This is a genomic window from Microcoleus sp. A003_D6 (assembly GCF_036702825.1).
Taxonomy (GTDB): Bacteria; Cyanobacteriota; Cyanobacteriia; order Cyanobacteriales; family Microcoleaceae; genus Microcoleus.
In genome coordinates, this window is the sequence record NZ_JAUBWA010000059.1 from 26,779 (window position 1) to 43,172 (window position 16,394).

At 44.3% G+C, this 16,394-nt stretch carries 11 protein-coding genes; 8 read left to right on the forward strand and 3 right to left on the reverse strand.

The window, feature by feature from the left end:
* Positions 1–266 precede the first annotated feature (266 nt).
* Positions 267–1,517: an alpha/beta hydrolase gene (locus QUB70_RS17550; protein ID WP_332982241.1), complete on the forward strand. Its 1,251-nt coding sequence runs from the start codon at positions 267–269 to the stop codon at positions 1,515–1,517.
* A 342-nt stretch (positions 1,518–1,859) separates the two neighbouring features.
* Positions 1,860–3,953, forward strand: coding sequence for an ATP-dependent DNA helicase RecG (recG, locus tag QUB70_RS17555; RefSeq protein ID WP_332982243.1), 2,094 nt, complete (start codon positions 1,860–1,862; stop codon positions 3,951–3,953).
* Positions 3,954–4,484: 531 nt separating this feature from the next.
* Here the strand turns inward: recG and QUB70_RS17560 are convergent.
* On the reverse strand, positions 4,485–5,531 hold the full coding sequence (locus tag QUB70_RS17560; RefSeq protein WP_332982245.1) for a Fic family protein: 1,047 nt from the start codon (positions 5,529–5,531) through the stop codon (positions 4,485–4,487).
* Positions 5,532–5,604: 73 nt separating this feature from the next.
* On the reverse strand, positions 5,605–6,669 hold the full coding sequence (locus QUB70_RS17565; protein WP_332982246.1) for a hypothetical protein: 1,065 nt from the start codon (positions 6,667–6,669) through the stop codon (positions 5,605–5,607).
* A 67-nt stretch (positions 6,670–6,736) separates the two neighbouring features.
* Between QUB70_RS17565 and QUB70_RS17570 the strand changes: the two genes are divergently transcribed.
* Both QUB70_RS17570 and QUB70_RS17575 read left to right on the forward strand, forming a co-directional pair.
* A complete protein-coding gene (locus QUB70_RS17570) occupies positions 6,737–6,910 on the forward strand; it encodes a hypothetical protein (protein WP_332982248.1) in 174 nt (57 codons plus the stop codon).
* 3 nt (positions 6,911–6,913) lie between these two features.
* Positions 6,914–7,537, forward strand: coding sequence for a siphovirus Gp157 family protein (locus QUB70_RS17575; RefSeq protein ID WP_332982249.1), 624 nt, complete (start codon positions 6,914–6,916; stop codon positions 7,535–7,537).
* Between the two features lie 235 nt (positions 7,538–7,772).
* On the opposite strand, the gene QUB70_RS17580 is transcribed toward QUB70_RS17575, so the two are convergent.
* Positions 7,773–8,012 (reverse strand): hypothetical protein, encoded by a 240-nt coding sequence (locus QUB70_RS17580; protein WP_332982251.1) that lies wholly within the window; start codon positions 8,010–8,012, stop codon positions 7,773–7,775.
* 174 nt (positions 8,013–8,186) lie between these two features.
* On the opposite strand from QUB70_RS17580, the gene QUB70_RS17585 reads away from it, so the two are divergent.
* From QUB70_RS17585 to QUB70_RS17600, 4 genes are all read left to right on the forward strand, one after another.
* Positions 8,187–11,687 (forward strand): hypothetical protein, encoded by a 3,501-nt coding sequence (locus tag QUB70_RS17585; protein ID WP_332982253.1) that lies wholly within the window; start codon positions 8,187–8,189, stop codon positions 11,685–11,687.
* 260 nt (positions 11,688–11,947) lie between these two features.
* Positions 11,948–14,350: a hypothetical protein gene (locus QUB70_RS17590; protein ID WP_332982255.1), complete on the forward strand. Its 2,403-nt coding sequence runs from the start codon at positions 11,948–11,950 to the stop codon at positions 14,348–14,350.
* A 136-nt stretch (positions 14,351–14,486) separates the two neighbouring features.
* On the forward strand, positions 14,487–15,101 hold the full coding sequence (locus tag QUB70_RS17595; protein ID WP_332982256.1) for a hypothetical protein: 615 nt from the start codon (positions 14,487–14,489) through the stop codon (positions 15,099–15,101).
* Positions 15,102–15,607: 506 nt separating this feature from the next.
* A complete protein-coding gene (locus QUB70_RS17600) occupies positions 15,608–16,342 on the forward strand; it encodes a hypothetical protein (RefSeq protein WP_332982258.1) in 735 nt (244 codons plus the stop codon).
* Positions 16,343–16,394 lie beyond the last annotated feature (52 nt).

Here is a 16,394-nt window from a genome sequence, read left to right on the forward strand (position 1 = left end):
GGCAAAAGAACCACAAACGCTTTTGCCCTATTTGCACAAATTTGGTAGACTAAGATACTGCAATGTTTGCAACACTGTTGCTTGACCAGAACAGTTTTGTCCTATAAGTGTGTGTAGGCGTGAACTATCCTTCTGTATCTTTGACCTACTTAATTCTCTCTCAAATCCTGACTAGCTGGTTGACAGATTGCTGCTACCATACCTTGCGCTTAGTAGGAACCGCCCGAATCAATTAAGCTAATTAAAAAATAGGCTGCAAAAATCCGATGATCAACAAGAATAACCGCAAAAAGTTACCCTTATTAGCAGCGTTCTTAATCTCGCGATTTATCCCTTGGTTCCTGAGTGCGATCGGGCTATTGCTCAGTTTTTGGGTCATTGTACCAGCACCCACGCTGTTTTTGTACCCTTTAGCGGTGGGTGCACCAGAAATCAGTCCTTGGTTAGTCGCTATCAATGCGATCGCCCTTCTGCTCAATCTGCCCAGACGACATCAAGGCAAAGTCTACATTATTTTGTCAATTTGTAACCTGTTCGCCCTCATCCTGGGCCTGCTACCCCTGATGCAGTTCCCCGCAGCCAATGCAGCCATAGCTACCCAAATGCAAGCAGTTTTAGGGGAAAACTATTTAGCAGCCGTTCCTCAATCCGATCGCGCGCAGCTACGCCCTCAACCCTTTATTCTCGCAGATTCGTTCCGAGGAATTCCAATTAGAGACGTGAGGATCGATCGTACTATTGTATTTGCCAACCCTGACGGAGTTTCACTGAAACTAAACCTTTACCGGCCGATGCAAATTGGCAAATATCCAGAGATAATCACGCTTTACGGTGGAGCTTGGCTCAGAGGCAATCCCGATTACAATGAGGAATTCAGTCGCTACATGGCCGCTCAAGGTTATTGTGTTGTAGCAATTGATTACCGCCACGCTCCCAAATATCAGTTTCCGGCTCAGCTTGAAGACGTGCAAGCCGCTCTTTCCTACATCAAAAATCATGCCGATGATTGGGAAATCGATCTCAATAGAATTGCTCTAATGGGAAGGTCTGCTGGTGCCCATTTAGCAATGCTAACTGCTTATAATTCAATCGTGCTTCCAGTTAGAGCAGTGGTGAACTATTACGGGCCAAATGACCTGATTGGGGGATACAATGACCCACCTTTTCCTGATGCAATCGATGTTCGAGCCGTCTTGCGTGCCTTTCTCGGAGGAACCCCAGACGAACTCAATCAGCTTTACCGTCAGGCTTCTCCTATCAATTACGTTAAACCCAATCTTCCCCCTTCTCTACTGGTTTATGCCGGTCGCGACCATATCGTGCAGGCTAAGTTTGGGCGATCGCTCTACGAACGATTACGCGCCACGGGCAATCGTGCTATTTTGCTCGAAATTCCTTGGGCTGAACACGCCTTTGATGCGGTTTTTAATGGCCCTAGCAATCAATTGGCTTTGTATTACACAGAACGTTTTTTGGCTCATGCTCTGAATTCTTCCGATTACCACCCAATTAAATAAGAGTTTAAATTTACTCATTTATGCTCAAATAACTGGGTCTAAAACTGTCTTAACTTTTGCTTCAAGTCTCTTTATTTTAACTTGTTATAAATCCCAAATCCTGCGCCGGAAAGGTTTTTTGGCGCTGCTGAATCAAAGTATTATTTGGCTTATAGGTAATTATAATAGTGCTTACCCGTCACGTCAGCGGTGGGCAACTACAGGGTGATTCCCCTACAAATTTAATACCCAAATTCAGCAACGTCAGCCAAATCTTTTCTCCTTGTTGATAAATGAATTAGCTCTCTGGAGATGAGCCGCGTTCGCGGCTAACTCTCAGCCAATTCAACTCAACTAAAAAAGATGGATTTAACTCTCACCTTACAACATTTGTCTGGAATTACTGTTCCAGAAGCTAAAAAACTCACAAAACTAGGTCTTCGCACCATTGCAGACCTACTCTACTATTTTCCGAAAGAACATCTCGCCTTCAAACGCACTCGAATTGCTGATAGCCAAACAGGAAATTGCGTAACAATTGCAGGTAAAATTATCAACCACACTATCTTCAACTGTCGCACTAAACCAGAACTTACATTACAAAAATGGATTGTCTGCGACCAAACTGGCAGAATAGTTTGCACTCGCTTTTACAACCATAACTATTACCAATCGCAACTATGGCGTTCCCACCAAGTCGAACTTTACAAACAAGGCGCTGTTGTATTAGTGACAGGAAAAGTCAAACAAGATAGCTATGGTAAAACCATCAGCAACCCAACAGTTAGAGTTGTTAGCTTTGAAGATGCTAAAGCCAGCACGACCTCTATTGTACCAGTTTACCGCTTAACTAAAGGCATAACTAACGAGCTAGTCCGGCATTGTATTCGTGCAGCACTTGACTGTGTTGGTTTTATTGAAGACCCGCTGCCACAAGGACTTCGCAAACGTTTTGGGTTAATAGCTATCCAAAAAGCGATCGCACATATCCACTTTCCCCCTGACAGCAAGACCCTCGAATCTGCCCGCCGCCGCCTAGTGTTCGATGAATTCTTCTACTTGCAATTAAGGCTGTTACAGCACCGATATACCTTGCAACAACAGCAAGGATACTCCCTAAGCTCAACAGGAAAAATGCTGGATAAACTTTACGAAAATCTGCCTTTTACCCTTACCAAAGCACAGCAAAGAGTCATTGGCGAAATTCTGTCAGACATGAGCAAACCAACTCCGATGAATCGCTTAGTACAAGGAGATGTGGGTGCCGGCAAAACAGTAATAGCAGCAATCGCCATCCTTGCAGCAATTCAATCCGGTTATCAAACAGCACTAATGGCACCGACTGAAGTGTTAGCTTCCCAACACTACCGCAAACTCAGTGAATGGTTTGAGCCGCTGGGATTGTCTGTAAAGCTGTTAACAGGCTCCACAACAGCTAAGATCCGCCAAGAGATTGCCAAAGGATTAAACTTGGGGCTTCTTCCCTTGCTAATCGGTACTCACGCACTGATTCAAAATACGGTAAGCTTTAAGAAACTGGGTTTAGTGGCGATCGACGAACAGCATCGATTTGGAGTTCAACAGCGGCTAAAGTTGCAGCAAAAAGGCCTTAGCCCTCACATCCTGACAATGACAGCCACACCCATCCCCAGAACTTTAGCCCTGACACTGCACGGAGATTTAGACATCAGCCTGCTGGACGAACTGCCACCGGGAAGACAGCCAATTCAAACTCAGCTATTTACGAGTAGAACTCGCCACAAAGCTTACGAAAAAATTAGACAACAAATTCAACTGGGCTATCAAGCCTACATCATTTTGCCACTTGTCGAAGAATCCCAAAAGCTTGACCTCAAAGCCGCCATTGAGGAACACCGGTATTTGAGTGAAAATATTTTCCCCAATGTCAACATCGGGCTGCTACACGGCCGGATGAATTCAGCCGAGAAAGAAACAGAAATCGCCAACTTTATTGCCCATCACACTCAAATTCTTGTGTCCACGACGGTTATTGAAGTCGGAGTTGATGTCCCCAATGCCACAGTCATGTTAATCGAACACGCGGAACGATTTGGCCTGTCACAATTGCACCAACTCAGAGGCCGAGTAGGGCGGAGTACGGCACAATCTTACTGCTTGTTAGTGAGCGATTCCAAATCCAACAATTCTAAAGAGCGGCTGAAGGTAATGGAAACTTCGCAAGACGGCTTCTTTCTAGCAGAGATAGATTTGAGATTGCGAGGGCCGGGTCAGGTATTAGGAACCCAGCAGGCCGGACTGCCAGAACTTGTCAAGGCTGATTTAATCAACGACCAAGCAATACTAGAGCAAGCTAGGAAAGCAGCACAGTTGGTAGTCGCAAAAGACCCCACTCTGGAAAGGTGGCCCGAACTTTCACAAGAATTGTTCCGGCGACAGCAGGTTAACAAACTCGATGCAGAAGCACCACTTAACTAATAAACTGTTGTGCATCTAGATTAGACTTGAATTGCATAAATTTTTGATTAATAGGTTAATCGCTCCTTCAAGACAGATCGACGCATATCGATGCAGATCGTTTCCTGATTGGAGAGCTTGGGAATGCAATGCAAGTCTATTTTCTATGGTGCAATACGCTTGGTTTAACCCTCTATAACGCTACGGTTCACTTAACACTTTTTTGCCATTGCTGTACCCGCGAAGCAAACAAGAGTGTCTATTTTTCAAGTCTTTTTCCCGACGGACTGTCGAGCGTGAAGCGTATTGCTGTATAACAAATTCTATATCACGAATTTATGGCTATACAGGCATATTTTAAAAGTCAGATTGTTCTTAACCCAAGCGTATTGGTCTATGGTGTTCAAGGCGTAGAAAATTTGACAATTGAGGGTCATTAAAGTATACATTTTAAAGGCACTATAACTTACTGATTTGCATAAATAGTTGCAACTGAGTGTTGAGTTTTATGATTCAACTCAACACCCAGTTGCTTGTGAATAAGTCATGTACCTACTGCTTTTGCCAGCGAGCATCTACCCCTCGCCCTCGACATTGCAAACGTCCAGCATCTCTCTCCCGGCGCAATAAACCGCGAATCAAATCAATGCCCACTGTCGGACACCTTTCTTGTAACTCTCTAATGGAAAATTCTTGAGGCAAATTGTTAATTGCATCCAATACGATCGCCGTTTTCGTTCCTTTTGCGGATGTAACATATCCCACGCGCTGCTCAAACTCCCGATAAGCTGATAGCAGCATGACTCCCAAGAAATACTCCCACCAAGGTAATAAGTTATGCTGCCCTTCATGCCATCCTTGGGAAGATTGGTAAAGCGTATCATAATAGCTTTCCTTAGTTCTCTCCACAATCCGTTCTAAACTAATAAATCGCCCCACCTCATAACCGGCTTTGTATAGCAGCAACAAAGTCAGCAACCTTGCCATCCGCCCGTTTCCATCTAAAAATGGATGAATGCACAAGAAATCCAAAATATAAGTTGGAATCAGCAATAAAGGTTCTATCTCGCCCGATTCCCAGAGGCGATTAAACCGTTCTTGCAGGCGTTCCATTGCCGCAGGAGTAGCATAAGCGGGAGTAGGTTGAAACCTCACCACTTTAGTTCCGTCAGGATAAGTAGCGCTAATTTCATTATCCACTGTTTTCCAGCGCCCGCCTGTATTAACAGCAAATTGGTAAAGGTCGCGGTGCAGTTGTAAAATGACACCTGTACTAAAAGGAATGTGAGTATAACTGGTGTGGATTGTAGTTAGCACGTCCCGATAACCCGCAATTTCTTGTTCTGAACGATCGCGCGGCGTTGTTTTTTCCCTTACCAATTTCTTAATGCGTTCTAGCGGCACTGTAATACCTTCAATGCGGTTAGAAGATTCGGTACTCTGAATAACCGCAGCTTGGCGCAAAGTGCCTAAAACTTGTGGGGCTTGTTGCTTGAATAACTCCTGCTTTCCCTTGTACTCCCCAACCAAGCGAATCGTTTGCAGAAGTCTTTGGTTGAGCTGTTGACTTTCAATGAACCCCTCTTCAAATGAGAGCATATCTATTTTATCTCCTTTGTATTAATTATAAACATTTATCGCAGTCAGTAACTCGGATATTACGTGCGCTTAATCAAAACTTTGAAACCCGATCGCAAACAGAATCAGCACTCGATTTAAGTAAATAGGTAAGGCGATAATTGCTTTTCGCCATAGCCCTTGCCTCTCTGGTTGTCCAGGGTTTGACGCTCAGCAAATCGGGTTCAGTTTTCAGTTGCTCTAAAAAAGAGCGATCGCCCGTTACCTCCGCAATCGCCAGAGCAATGAATTTGCAGCAGCTCAAAGGAGCCTGAACCACCTGCTTTTCAGTAAACCTAACCACAATCCAATTCCACTCTAAGAATAGTTGATTGCGGCGGAGATCGCGGTCAACATCGCAGCAGTGAGTTGGCTTTTTAGATTTGCCAGCATAAGGTTCATCAATCTCCACATCAATTCCTATCCCAGATGGAGTGTGCATCACAATAAAATCTGCTGAATAACTCCTCCGAGATGACGGAATTTCAAACTCCGCCGCCTGTACAACTCCCTCGAAATACCGCTGCAAGCTCAGCAAAAACTTTTCTTCACTCACTCCTTGCCGAGCTTGAGATATGCCTGTCGAACTAACCCGAAGTGACATCAATTCCTTCAGGAATCTATTTCTGTACTGCAAGTCATTTGTGACACTTTTTGAAACTGTCTGCAACCCTTTTTTTTCCAGCTTCAAACTAGAAACTTCCTGCTGTCTTTTGGATAATATCTCTTGTTGGTTGTACTCAATAACCTGCTGCTTGTATCTGGATAGCAGTTTTTGACGGCAACCGAACACATAACTATAAGCAGCACCAATCAAACATGAATAAGCAGTTACTACTAACAGCAACTCCCACCACAGCCAACCCCACGCAATAGTTAACAGCCCAAGAGCGATCGCACCATAGAGCCAAAACACCCAAATTAACCACAGCAACTTGACAGGTAACACTACAGGTGGTTGAGGTGGTTGAGGTGGCTGAGACAAAACAACAGCTTGCCCGAATTGTTGAGTTTCTTGAATTGGGGATGAGGTGGCACAACTAGAAGTTACCTCTGGCAAAGGATATTGGTGGCAGAACTGTCTTATCACTTTTGGGTACAAAATTATTGGATAATTCATTTCTTTAAATCCCCATTTTTTTTAAGAGCGCGGCCGCGCTATTTTTAAGAAAATCTTTTTGAACTATATGCAAAAAGTTACCAAATCAAACTCCCACAAAACAACTCATACTAAACGAGTTAACCAAATTCACAACGACCAACAGGTTTCTCTTAAGTTAGATCCGGAAACAATGACTGCACTTACTCAAATTGAAGAACGCCGCGATTATTATCAAACCTGCATCAATGGAGGATACTAAACTATGAATTTAGCCACAGCAACGCTTGCTCAAAGTTCAATAACTGCGGCTCAACTTTGGCATCAACTAGAGTCAGCAGAAAGCTCAGAAGAACTTGACCAACTGCTGCAATCCCTTTGGAAAACCCAAGAAACCCAGGAACTCGCTGTTGATGCTCATGCCGACTTAGCCGACCAAATTGATGCCGAAATTGCAGGAATTACCGCCCGGATGCAGTATTTAATAGAACTGCATTCAAGAGCTATCAACAAACTCCAGGGGTGGAGAGAGCGGTTAGACCAAACCGTTCTCTACTTCAACGAGTGCGGCGTGTTAACTTCAGAAATTATTGGCAAACACCGCCGCATTACTGTTAAGGAAAATCCGCCTACCTGTGAAGTTTTGATTGACTCATCTCAACTGCCAGAACCCTATCGCCGAGTCGAAACCAAAACCGTAATTTCTGCCGACAAAAAGGCGATCGCAGACGCTTGGAAACAAGGAATGCCTGTAGATGGCACTAGGGTTTTCCGCAAGCGCAAAGTTGTCTACAGCTTGCTTCCAGGTAACAATTTGCACTCTCTTCAAGCCAACCAGACGCTTGAGAGTCGTTCTTCGGATAAAACGCAGCCCAAAAAACGGCGTTAGCCATCTTTTTAGGTGTCAGAAATGCCTTGATTTGACACCTGAATTATTAGACATATCCTAATTAGACACATCCGAATTATACCATTTTTGAAAAGTCATGCAACAGTAGCAACAGTAGGTTGATTTCGTGAAATAAACCCAACGACGCAGATTGTAGCAAGACTTTTTAGAAATAGTATTAGGATGCGAAACGCTTGTTTTGTAAGAGCGAAAACTTAATTTCGGTCGGTATCTCTTATAAATCAATCCAGTATTGAGGGTTTTCAACTTGTTCTTCGGTGACGTTGAATAAGTTTGACGCTCTACTTTTCATAACCCCGTTAGCGTCGAGGTTCAAACCTCCCAATTGCTGGCTGTTTTCACCTTCTCCAAAAGCAACGCGAGCAAGTGCATCGCTATCGCTATCAGAGAAATAATCCCGTTGGCTTTTCATAGCCGTACTTGTGCGAACTACTTTCACTTTTTTTCTCCACATTGGGATTTTCCTCCTGATTGTAACACGCTACTTCTTTCTTCTAAACCCCTCCAATTGGAGGGGGTGAATATCACTCAGTAGCAGGAATTTGTGAAGGAACAACCTTGTCAAAATCTGGACTATTACTGTGCGTAAGTCCTAAAAATGTAAAAACTAGGATTCAGGAGCTAATCAATGAGCAGAAGAAAACTTACCCCAGAACATCGCTCCACAGAATGGGTAGCTGGGGAAGGACTAAAAATCCCAGTCTTTGATATGTCCTTGACTGACGGTAGAGTAAAGGGGCGGTACCAAGCTGAATCAGAAGTGCTGCGTAACTCCCTGCTTGAACTGCTTTTTGAACCTGAAGAATTAGCATCCCTAACCATCGTTAAACCCGACCCAAATGATAACAGCTTTGACCCTCTAAAAAACATCGATTTCGGAGATGGCATTGCTAGAAGAGTTGCTTTCAGTTCAGGCAAAAATGTGTACTTTGCAGACAAAGAACTCTCAACCAAACTATTGAGCGTATTCAAAACTCAACCTGACCACGCCTGTCGCTACGGCTCACTGCTAGTTAGCAGTTGTAACCAAGGAGCCAAATTGTTAGATAGCTCCCTTGAAGGCGAAACCTTGCGAGTCAAAATTGTTGATTCTCAAAGCGATGACAAGAGTGAAAAAGCGAAAGCTCATAAGTGGCAAACCGGAGACTGTCACGGCAAAATTTCACCGGCACTAGCCCAACAATTGGGAGGTAATGACAACCGACCTTTTCAATTCAGATTTGCCTGGATGCAGGAATGGGAACAAGAAGACTGCCACACTCCAGAAATTAGCTTTCTTGCCAAAGGAACGCTGTTGCCTGATTCTAATTTAACCTTAGACTTAGGTTATGATATCATCATGGATCGCTCCTCTATCAAAGGAGTTGCTAAAGAGCAATTAGCTGAACTTATCCCCTGTGGCGACTACGAATTCCCCAAAGCTATACTAGGAAATCGAGGCAACGCCAAAGTAACTGAATACGAAAATTCCTGGCAATTTTCGATTTGGTATTCCGAAGCAGCTATTCAGGCTGACATCGCCACACCAACTAAAGCTGAAGCCCAAAAGCTAGCTGACTTGCAAAACAATCGACTGCAACTTGCCAAATACTTAGTGGAACAGCATGACAAAAAAGCTGCTTTTCAATCTAGCCTTCACGAAGACAGCAGCGGATTAGAAGATGAAGCAGATGAAAAAGCCCAGCGCCACGAATCCCGGCTAATTTCAATTTTGAGGAACGACAAACTCGGTCAACTCCTCGACTTTCCCAAAGTCGTCGATTTCATGCAAGAACAACTGGCTAAAAAGTGGAAAGACTTAGCAATTAAGGGAGCAATTCATCACGGTTCAGCAATGGCTCAACCTTGTGAAAACCTCAAACCCGGTACAATTGTTGCCCCCCACTTGCGGCACGGCACAGAAGTTATCGTTACCCGATACCCAATTGTCAGTAAAGATAACATCCGCCGCTACACAGTAGACAACAAAAGCCATCCTGAATTAACGCATTACAAAGGGTGCGTTTTTATTCGCTCTGACCAAGCCATGCAGCATCATCAATGCGATTTTGATGGCGACCAATTAGTGATTACGCCTGCTTCCCGAATGCCGAATATCGCCTCTGAAACCAGGCACGCTAATCAAGAGAATGAGTACGATGCTGTTGAGAAGCGAGAGAAAGTTGACTACAATAAAGCTACCGATAGTGATGGCGATCGCAAGTATACCAAATTGCGGCAAATTGCCGTAGCGATCGCCCAAAACAAAATCGGCTGGGTGGCTACCTTAATCGGGAGAGTGCAATCATCAGCAGCAGAACCGGGACAGCCAGAAAGTTTATTCAATCAACAGAAGCGGCAGCTTCTTGGAAAGCTGTTTGATGCCCTGCAAATTGAAGTGGACAGTCCCAAAAGTGCTACTCGCACCGAAGACCACCACCCCACCCTGCTATCCAAGGCTAAGCAGTGGTCAGAACAGCACCCAAGCTACCTATTTGACTACAAAGACGACCCCAGGCTTTACAAAACCGTACCATTACCTATAGGAGACGGCACCGCTATCAATTGCATTGCTAGAGAGGCTGTTAACCCCGAATGGGAACCAACTCGTCTAAAAAGCCGCCACCGCGACGAATTTCGCTATCTTTTTGAGTCTCCTTCCGACTTGGATGAACGAGAAAAATGGGAGAAACATTATGTCAGGTGGGCGCAAGATATTAAGGAACGCTATCGAGAAAGGATGGGTGAAATTCACTTGGAGTGCGGCGGCGATTCTAAGGCAATTAAAGAAGCAGTCAGCAAGTTATACGAGAGCTTAAGAGCCGATGTGACCGAAGCTTTTCCCAACGCTGAAGAAAGGTTTTCTGCTGCTAGTGCAATGTGGCACGTCGAAACCGCAAATCCCAACTTAGAAGTTCCTCGCAAAGCTTGTAAGGAACTTTCTCGCCAACTGCTGATTGAATTCAACCTTGAACCTGAGTACGAGCGACTGCACGAAGCAATGCCAAAAGACACTTACGTTCTGAGCGTCCCTTTCGAGGAATTTGAACGGGACGGCAGCAATAAGACTGTCAGGGATAAGAAGCGACACCCAGTTGGCAAAGACTTAGCTGGACATTGGAAAGAATTGTTAGACAGCAAAGGCATTAAATATGAAGCAACTTTGCATCCGAGCCTGCCAATGGTCAATTTTGCCTTAATAGAACCCAGCGAAAAACTGGTGGGAATTCTTGAGAATAAGTTTTGCGAAAATGCCAACGACATCGACAGTTTAGACTTAACCTACCGTGATGGTCTGGGCCGAACCAAAGATGTCAGTTCACGCATTGTAGCTCCTGCTGATTATACTTGGCTTGATTCCCAAAACCAAACACCTAAAGCAGCATTGGTTCTCAACCTGTTTACGGATGAAATTTGCCAGCAATTGCAAACCTTTCAGTTTGATAGAGCTGAACTGATTGGGCAAAAGTACAATGACTTGAAAGATGTTGACTTTAGCGCTCCAAAATGGAGGCAGAAAACATTGACTTTTGAGGTGGGTTCTGTTAGCGGTAGCGGTTCGAGGCGCGACGGCAGCCCTATTGTCCTCCTTGACGGACAAGAATTAGCCATGTTCTCTGCTAATTCACCTAAATTGCCGATCGGCACTACCTTTGAGGCCACTATTGAACCCTCGCCTAAAGGTAGTGCTCTAATCTTAAACATCAACCCTAGCTCTGTGCGACTAATTGAATCAGTTGAGGAACTTTCAGAAGTCGCGCCAACTCCTTGTCAAGGGCGATCGCAATCCGTATCGCTAACCCCTACCCCAAATAAACCGCCGTCTCAACCCCAAGACATTGCTGCCAGCCCCGCCTACCTCTCACAATTGCTGAAAGATGCGATTTCTGAAGCATATAACCAAACTGGAGAAACTAAAATCCCTGTGGGAAACTGGACAGCTTTTATTAGCAATAATCGCAATAATCTTAGGTGTTTAGTCAGAGATGAAGCGGATAATCCGGTCTTGGCTGCTGACTTGAAAACAGGTCAAATCATTAAAAAGCTTTCTGAAAACAGCAGCGCTCACTTTCTCAAATACCTCTTAAAAGTCGAGGCTGAATTAGCAGCCACATCCTCAAACAATAGAGTTGCCGACGCACAACTTTAACCTGAATTTGGAAGTTATATTATGTCCGGTACTTTGACCTTCCTTGAGGACATTCGTACAACACACATTGAAGCCTACGCTTTTATGAGTATTTTGACGGACATAATATGACACTTCTTTTGCTCCAGATATCAGAAATACCTACCCCCTCCAATCGGAGGGGGTAGTTTTCAGTCCCTAAAACCGCTCTTCCGAGTGAAGTCACTAGACACACTACTCGAATTTCATGGGAAATATCCACTCACCCCGTCACAAAAATTATGGCTACAAAAACAGCATCCCGAAGCCGAAGCCAGGGAAACTACATCACCCCTAACACAGCCGAGGGCAAGAAAATCCTCAACTACCTAAGAAATCGCTGCGAGAAAGCTTTAGATTACTGCCAGGAAAACGGACTCACCAGCGTAGAAGATTTTGCCGATGCAATTGAAGAACTAACGGAAGCTGATGGCAAACCTGGCATTAGCGTGGAGGTCAAGCACAACGGACTCGTCCTCAGTTTGAGCGATCGACCCGAGTACGGCTCTACCACAGGAAAGTACATGATGGAACACTTGGGGGAACCGGACGACAACCGATTTACTAAAACAGGAATTGAGGCATTACTCGACTCCACTAGAACTAAAAACAGGTCTAAAAAAGACGATTTACTAGATGAATTGGATGATGAACCCTCCCCAAAGCCCAAAGCTCAAGCTGCCAGCAAGTCAAAAAAAGACGATTTACTAGATGAGTTAGAGGATGATGAACCCTCCTCTAAGTCTAAACATAAAGCTGCAAACCAGTCAAAAAAAGACGATTTGTTAGATGAGTTAGAGGATGAGCAACCCTCACGACGTGCGAAATCTAAATCCCATACTAAATCTAAAAAAGATGAAATAGAATTTGAGGATGATGACGAACCATCACCTAAGTCTCAAACCAAAAACCGACCTCGGATCGATGACTTACAGAAGTTGGAACCGGAAGAAAGACCGCTTAAATCTAAAGCCTTAAACCGCTCTCTAAGCAATGAACTAAGTGAGCTAGATGAATTGGAAATCGAAGCACCTCAACCTCAAGCTAAATCACCAACAAAAAGCCACATTCAAAACTCGGATCGAAAAGATTTAGAAGAGACAGAAATATCATCCAAATCCCAAACCAAAAGAAAACTTCAGACAGATGAAGCGGTAGAAGCTGCGGAATCTTTAGCAGCCACACCTTCAAAAAGCAGAACTAGCCCACAGCGACCTCAAGGCAAAAATTCCAACGACCAGAACATCGATAGTATCCTCGATGCTGCTGTACAAGTTAGTGGTAGAACAGCCATTTCTGGAAATGAGGTAGAAGGTACAACTGTCAGCGGCCTGAGCGGTCAAGTTGCGGTTCTCGCTACTCTGATGGGGAAAAAAGCAGCTTCTCAAATTATAGAAGCTGCTCTTGGGGCTGGAAAAGAGCGCCAAGTTGCCGATATTGTCAAAAGGCTCAAAGCTCAAAGCCAGCGAGCTGACTCGCTCTCGCAGCGGGTTACCAACTTGGCTGAAGCGGATTCAATTGCAGATGCAACCGTTGAATCCGAAGCTTTACCAGTAGCTGAACCGGAGCCAGAACCGGAACAAAACATCTTAGCTGAACCGGATGCCGAATTTGGGTCAACACCCGGTATGCTCTTAGCTAAAGCTGTTAGCAAAGTCCACGGAAAAGTTGATAAAATTTCCGGCAGTATGAGAGACAACAGTTCTGAAAAAACGGTTGCTATTAAGATTGACACAGAGGCGAGTTTTGAAGAACAACTCGTACAAATAAATGAAGCACTCAACCGACTTGAAAAGCGACTCAATACTCTAGAAGAGCGAATAGAAGCTTTAGAGAACAAACTTTCTATTCAAAGCGAGACAGGCGTTCAAGCTGCGGAGGCAAAAGTAAACCCCCCCGACATCTCGACTCCATCCCTCAGCGACCAACTCGTACAAAACGAGACAGAAATAGGTGAAAAACTTTCATTAGAATCAACAATCCCAGCTAGCAGCAGCGCTACCGCTACTGCTAAAAAAATCACTGTGATACCCCAAAATCTTACTCAGGACTCCCAACTTGCAGCAACCCTAGCGAAAATTTACAGCCTAGCTGAAGAAGAAGCCAATGCGGAAGGCTTTGCATTAAAAGATGGGGTTGATTTAGGAGAAGCCAAACTTTCCGTAACGAATCTTGACTCCTCTAATGTTGTTAGCTTAAAAACTAAGGAAGGTGAGGAACTGTTCTCAGCATTACAGGGGAAAACTGGAGAATGGAAAGTGATCAACGACTTCCTGAAACCTGAAGAAAAAGAAGAGCTCGACCGCTTAAAGATTTTTCAACAAGCTCTCAACCAAGAACGTTTAGCTGAAATGGTACAAAGAACCGGTCAGGAAGAGGTGAGCTTTATTGATTCCCAAGGCTCGCGCCTCGACTTTGAAGTCGAATTCAGTGATAAATCCAAGTCGAAGGGTACTGTCAAAGGCTTTAACTCTCACAGCGAGATAGTTTTTGAGGCCAGTCTCCAAAAAGGTAATGTTGAGGTACTTCTGTGCGACATTCCACCAGAAGCATTAGAAAATCTCCTCTCCCAACAGCAACTTGAGCAAAATCAGAACTCCCACAAGCAGGAAGCTAGAAAAACTGATGCTCAGATGGAGATTTAAAATAACTTATTTCACTTGCACCCTCCAATTGGAGGGGGTTATTGTCACTGTACAAAATCACCGTTTTTGGTGATTTTGCAGGCATTAGATGCTGTTTTAATGGGCATTAAGGCAATAAAAAAATGGAGAAGCTAAGATGACTACTTACCTAGAACCTACAAAAAGCTCAAGAAAGCAGCACTTGTTCAGTCGCTGGCTTTCTCAACAAAAAATTAAGTTAGGCGACCTTCCATTCCTCGGCATTTGCCTAGCCTCACTCATCTATTTCACCATCCGCGACCCACTCTTAATTGTAACTTTAGGCTGTTCCAGCATTGTCTTTTTGAGCTTGTGGCACGTTGCCAAAGCAATTCCTATTGTAGAGCGATATATCGGCTGCGAAATCCGATTTTGGCACATTACCACTGCCATCATTACCTCTACTGCACTATGCTCCGTACTCGATTCCCCAGCTAACGCCGTCTTCCTCTCCGGCTTAGAAGAATTTATGAAAGAGCTCGCAGAAGGAGCCTCTTCGGCGGGAGGCGAAGCCATTGATCCCGAAGTCATCGAACTGATTTTCAACTTAATTCGCGGAGCATTTCTTTTATTAGTAGCAGCCGCGTCTCTTTTTGCTTACAACCAAGCGCAACAAGGTAATGACTGGAGACCAATTGTCACCCAAGTTGCCTTAGCTTTTGCCATTGTAATTGCCATTGACGTAATAACTTTCCTATTCATTGGCAATGGTGGCGGTGGAGGTGGAGCTTAATTGTACTAAGGGAAGGGGAAGGGGAAGGAAGGATAAATTTTCTACTTTTGAGTAGAACATTCTTATCTCGTTTATCAAATCCTAAATAATCAAATAGCGGATGGTGAACGACGTTATTTTAGGCAATTTATTCCACCCTTACCCTTCTTTTTTATGACGATATAAATACTGAATACTGGCGGTCAACAGCTAATAATATTCTCGTCGGTTTTTCCTTCCCTTTCCTACCTTAAATCCGAAAATAGCACAAAATAGTAGCAATAAAAGCTATTAACAACCAGGTTTTTCCTTTTCCCTCCCCTTCCCCCAGGGCTGTTTCATTCTCCTATCCAATTTCCGATTTGCGTCTTTTCAAAGCCTCTGCCAGCAAAGGGAACAGGAGTTTTTAATAGTTTTGATATTCTGCTTGAGAAATATCGGCTGAAGACTTTACGGCATAAGGCTTTTAAAAGTTAAATACTTGATAATGAAACAGCCCTGCTACCCTTCCCATTCCCCTTATTACCATGCTCAAAGACCCAGATAAAGACTTCATTTCAGTAAACAAGATTCTTGGGAAACAAGCCAGTATCGGCATCATTCCCGCCGAACAATTCATCCCCTGGATGATAATTGCCATTATTTCCTACATCCTCACCAACGGCTTTTTCAGCCTCGGAATGCCTTCGTTTTTCGGCGCGACATTTTGGCTGATTGTTAGCTGGTGGTTGCTCACAGGCGACAAACCCCACCTCTTCCTAGATAGATTCAGACCCCCGCCGGGCAGCGAATGGTATAACGGCAATCTATTATATTTACCCCCCATTCCTGAAAACAGACCTCTAGCCTTTCGCCAACGCTATAAAGATTCGCAAGTTCGCATCAAGCTCAAACCAAAACTTGCTCCCAAACAACAATCCGGCAACAGCAAGCTTATGCCATTTCAAAACTACCAAAACCTCCTCTGTCTAGTCACCATCAAAAAAGATGGTAGAGAAGTTTCGGCTTATTTACTCTCAGAAGGCAGCCAGTACCAACTTGTATTCGGATTCGAGACAACAGGTTTTCACAACCTTTTGCACCGAAACGAAGTCAGTAACGCAGCTACCGCCTTAGAAGAGGGACTCAAAGACATTCCCCCAGGCGAAAAAATGACCTTCCATACAGGCTGCTACAGCAGCGATAGCGCGCGACAGCAACAACTTACCCAACAGGCTGACAACTGCCACCTTAAACCCATTGGTGACAAGTTAAGGCTGTAAGTCTTTTGTCAAGAGGTTTTCAGAGAATTGTTGAAAAAGAACTGGTCAGACC

Excerpts from the sequence above, each read along its gene's own strand:
- QUB70_RS17590 (WP_332982255.1), top strand. The coding sequence starts at position 11,948 with ATGGCTACAAAAACAGCATCCCGAAGCCGAAGCCAGGGAAACTACATC.
- QUB70_RS17560 (WP_332982245.1), bottom strand. The coding sequence starts at position 5,531 with ATGCTCTCATTTGAAGAGGGGTTCATTGAAAGTCAACAGCTCAACCAA.
- QUB70_RS17600 (WP_332982258.1), top strand. The coding sequence starts at position 15,608 with ATGCTCAAAGACCCAGATAAAGACTTCATTTCAGTAAACAAGATTCTT.
- QUB70_RS17570 (WP_332982248.1), top strand. The coding sequence starts at position 6,737 with ATGCAAAAAGTTACCAAATCAAACTCCCACAAAACAACTCATACTAAA.
- QUB70_RS17585 (WP_332982253.1), top strand. The coding sequence starts at position 8,187 with ATGAGCAGAAGAAAACTTACCCCAGAACATCGCTCCACAGAATGGGTA.
- QUB70_RS17575 (WP_332982249.1), top strand. The coding sequence starts at position 6,914 with ATGAATTTAGCCACAGCAACGCTTGCTCAAAGTTCAATAACTGCGGCT.
- QUB70_RS17595 (WP_332982256.1), top strand. The coding sequence starts at position 14,487 with ATGACTACTTACCTAGAACCTACAAAAAGCTCAAGAAAGCAGCACTTG.
- QUB70_RS17580 (WP_332982251.1), bottom strand. The coding sequence starts at position 8,012 with ATGTGGAGAAAAAAAGTGAAAGTAGTTCGCACAAGTACGGCTATGAAA.
- recG (WP_332982243.1), top strand. The coding sequence starts at position 1,860 with ATGGATTTAACTCTCACCTTACAACATTTGTCTGGAATTACTGTTCCA.
- QUB70_RS17550 (WP_332982241.1), top strand. The coding sequence starts at position 267 with ATGATCAACAAGAATAACCGCAAAAAGTTACCCTTATTAGCAGCGTTC.
- QUB70_RS17565 (WP_332982246.1), bottom strand. The coding sequence starts at position 6,669 with ATGAATTATCCAATAATTTTGTACCCAAAAGTGATAAGACAGTTCTGC.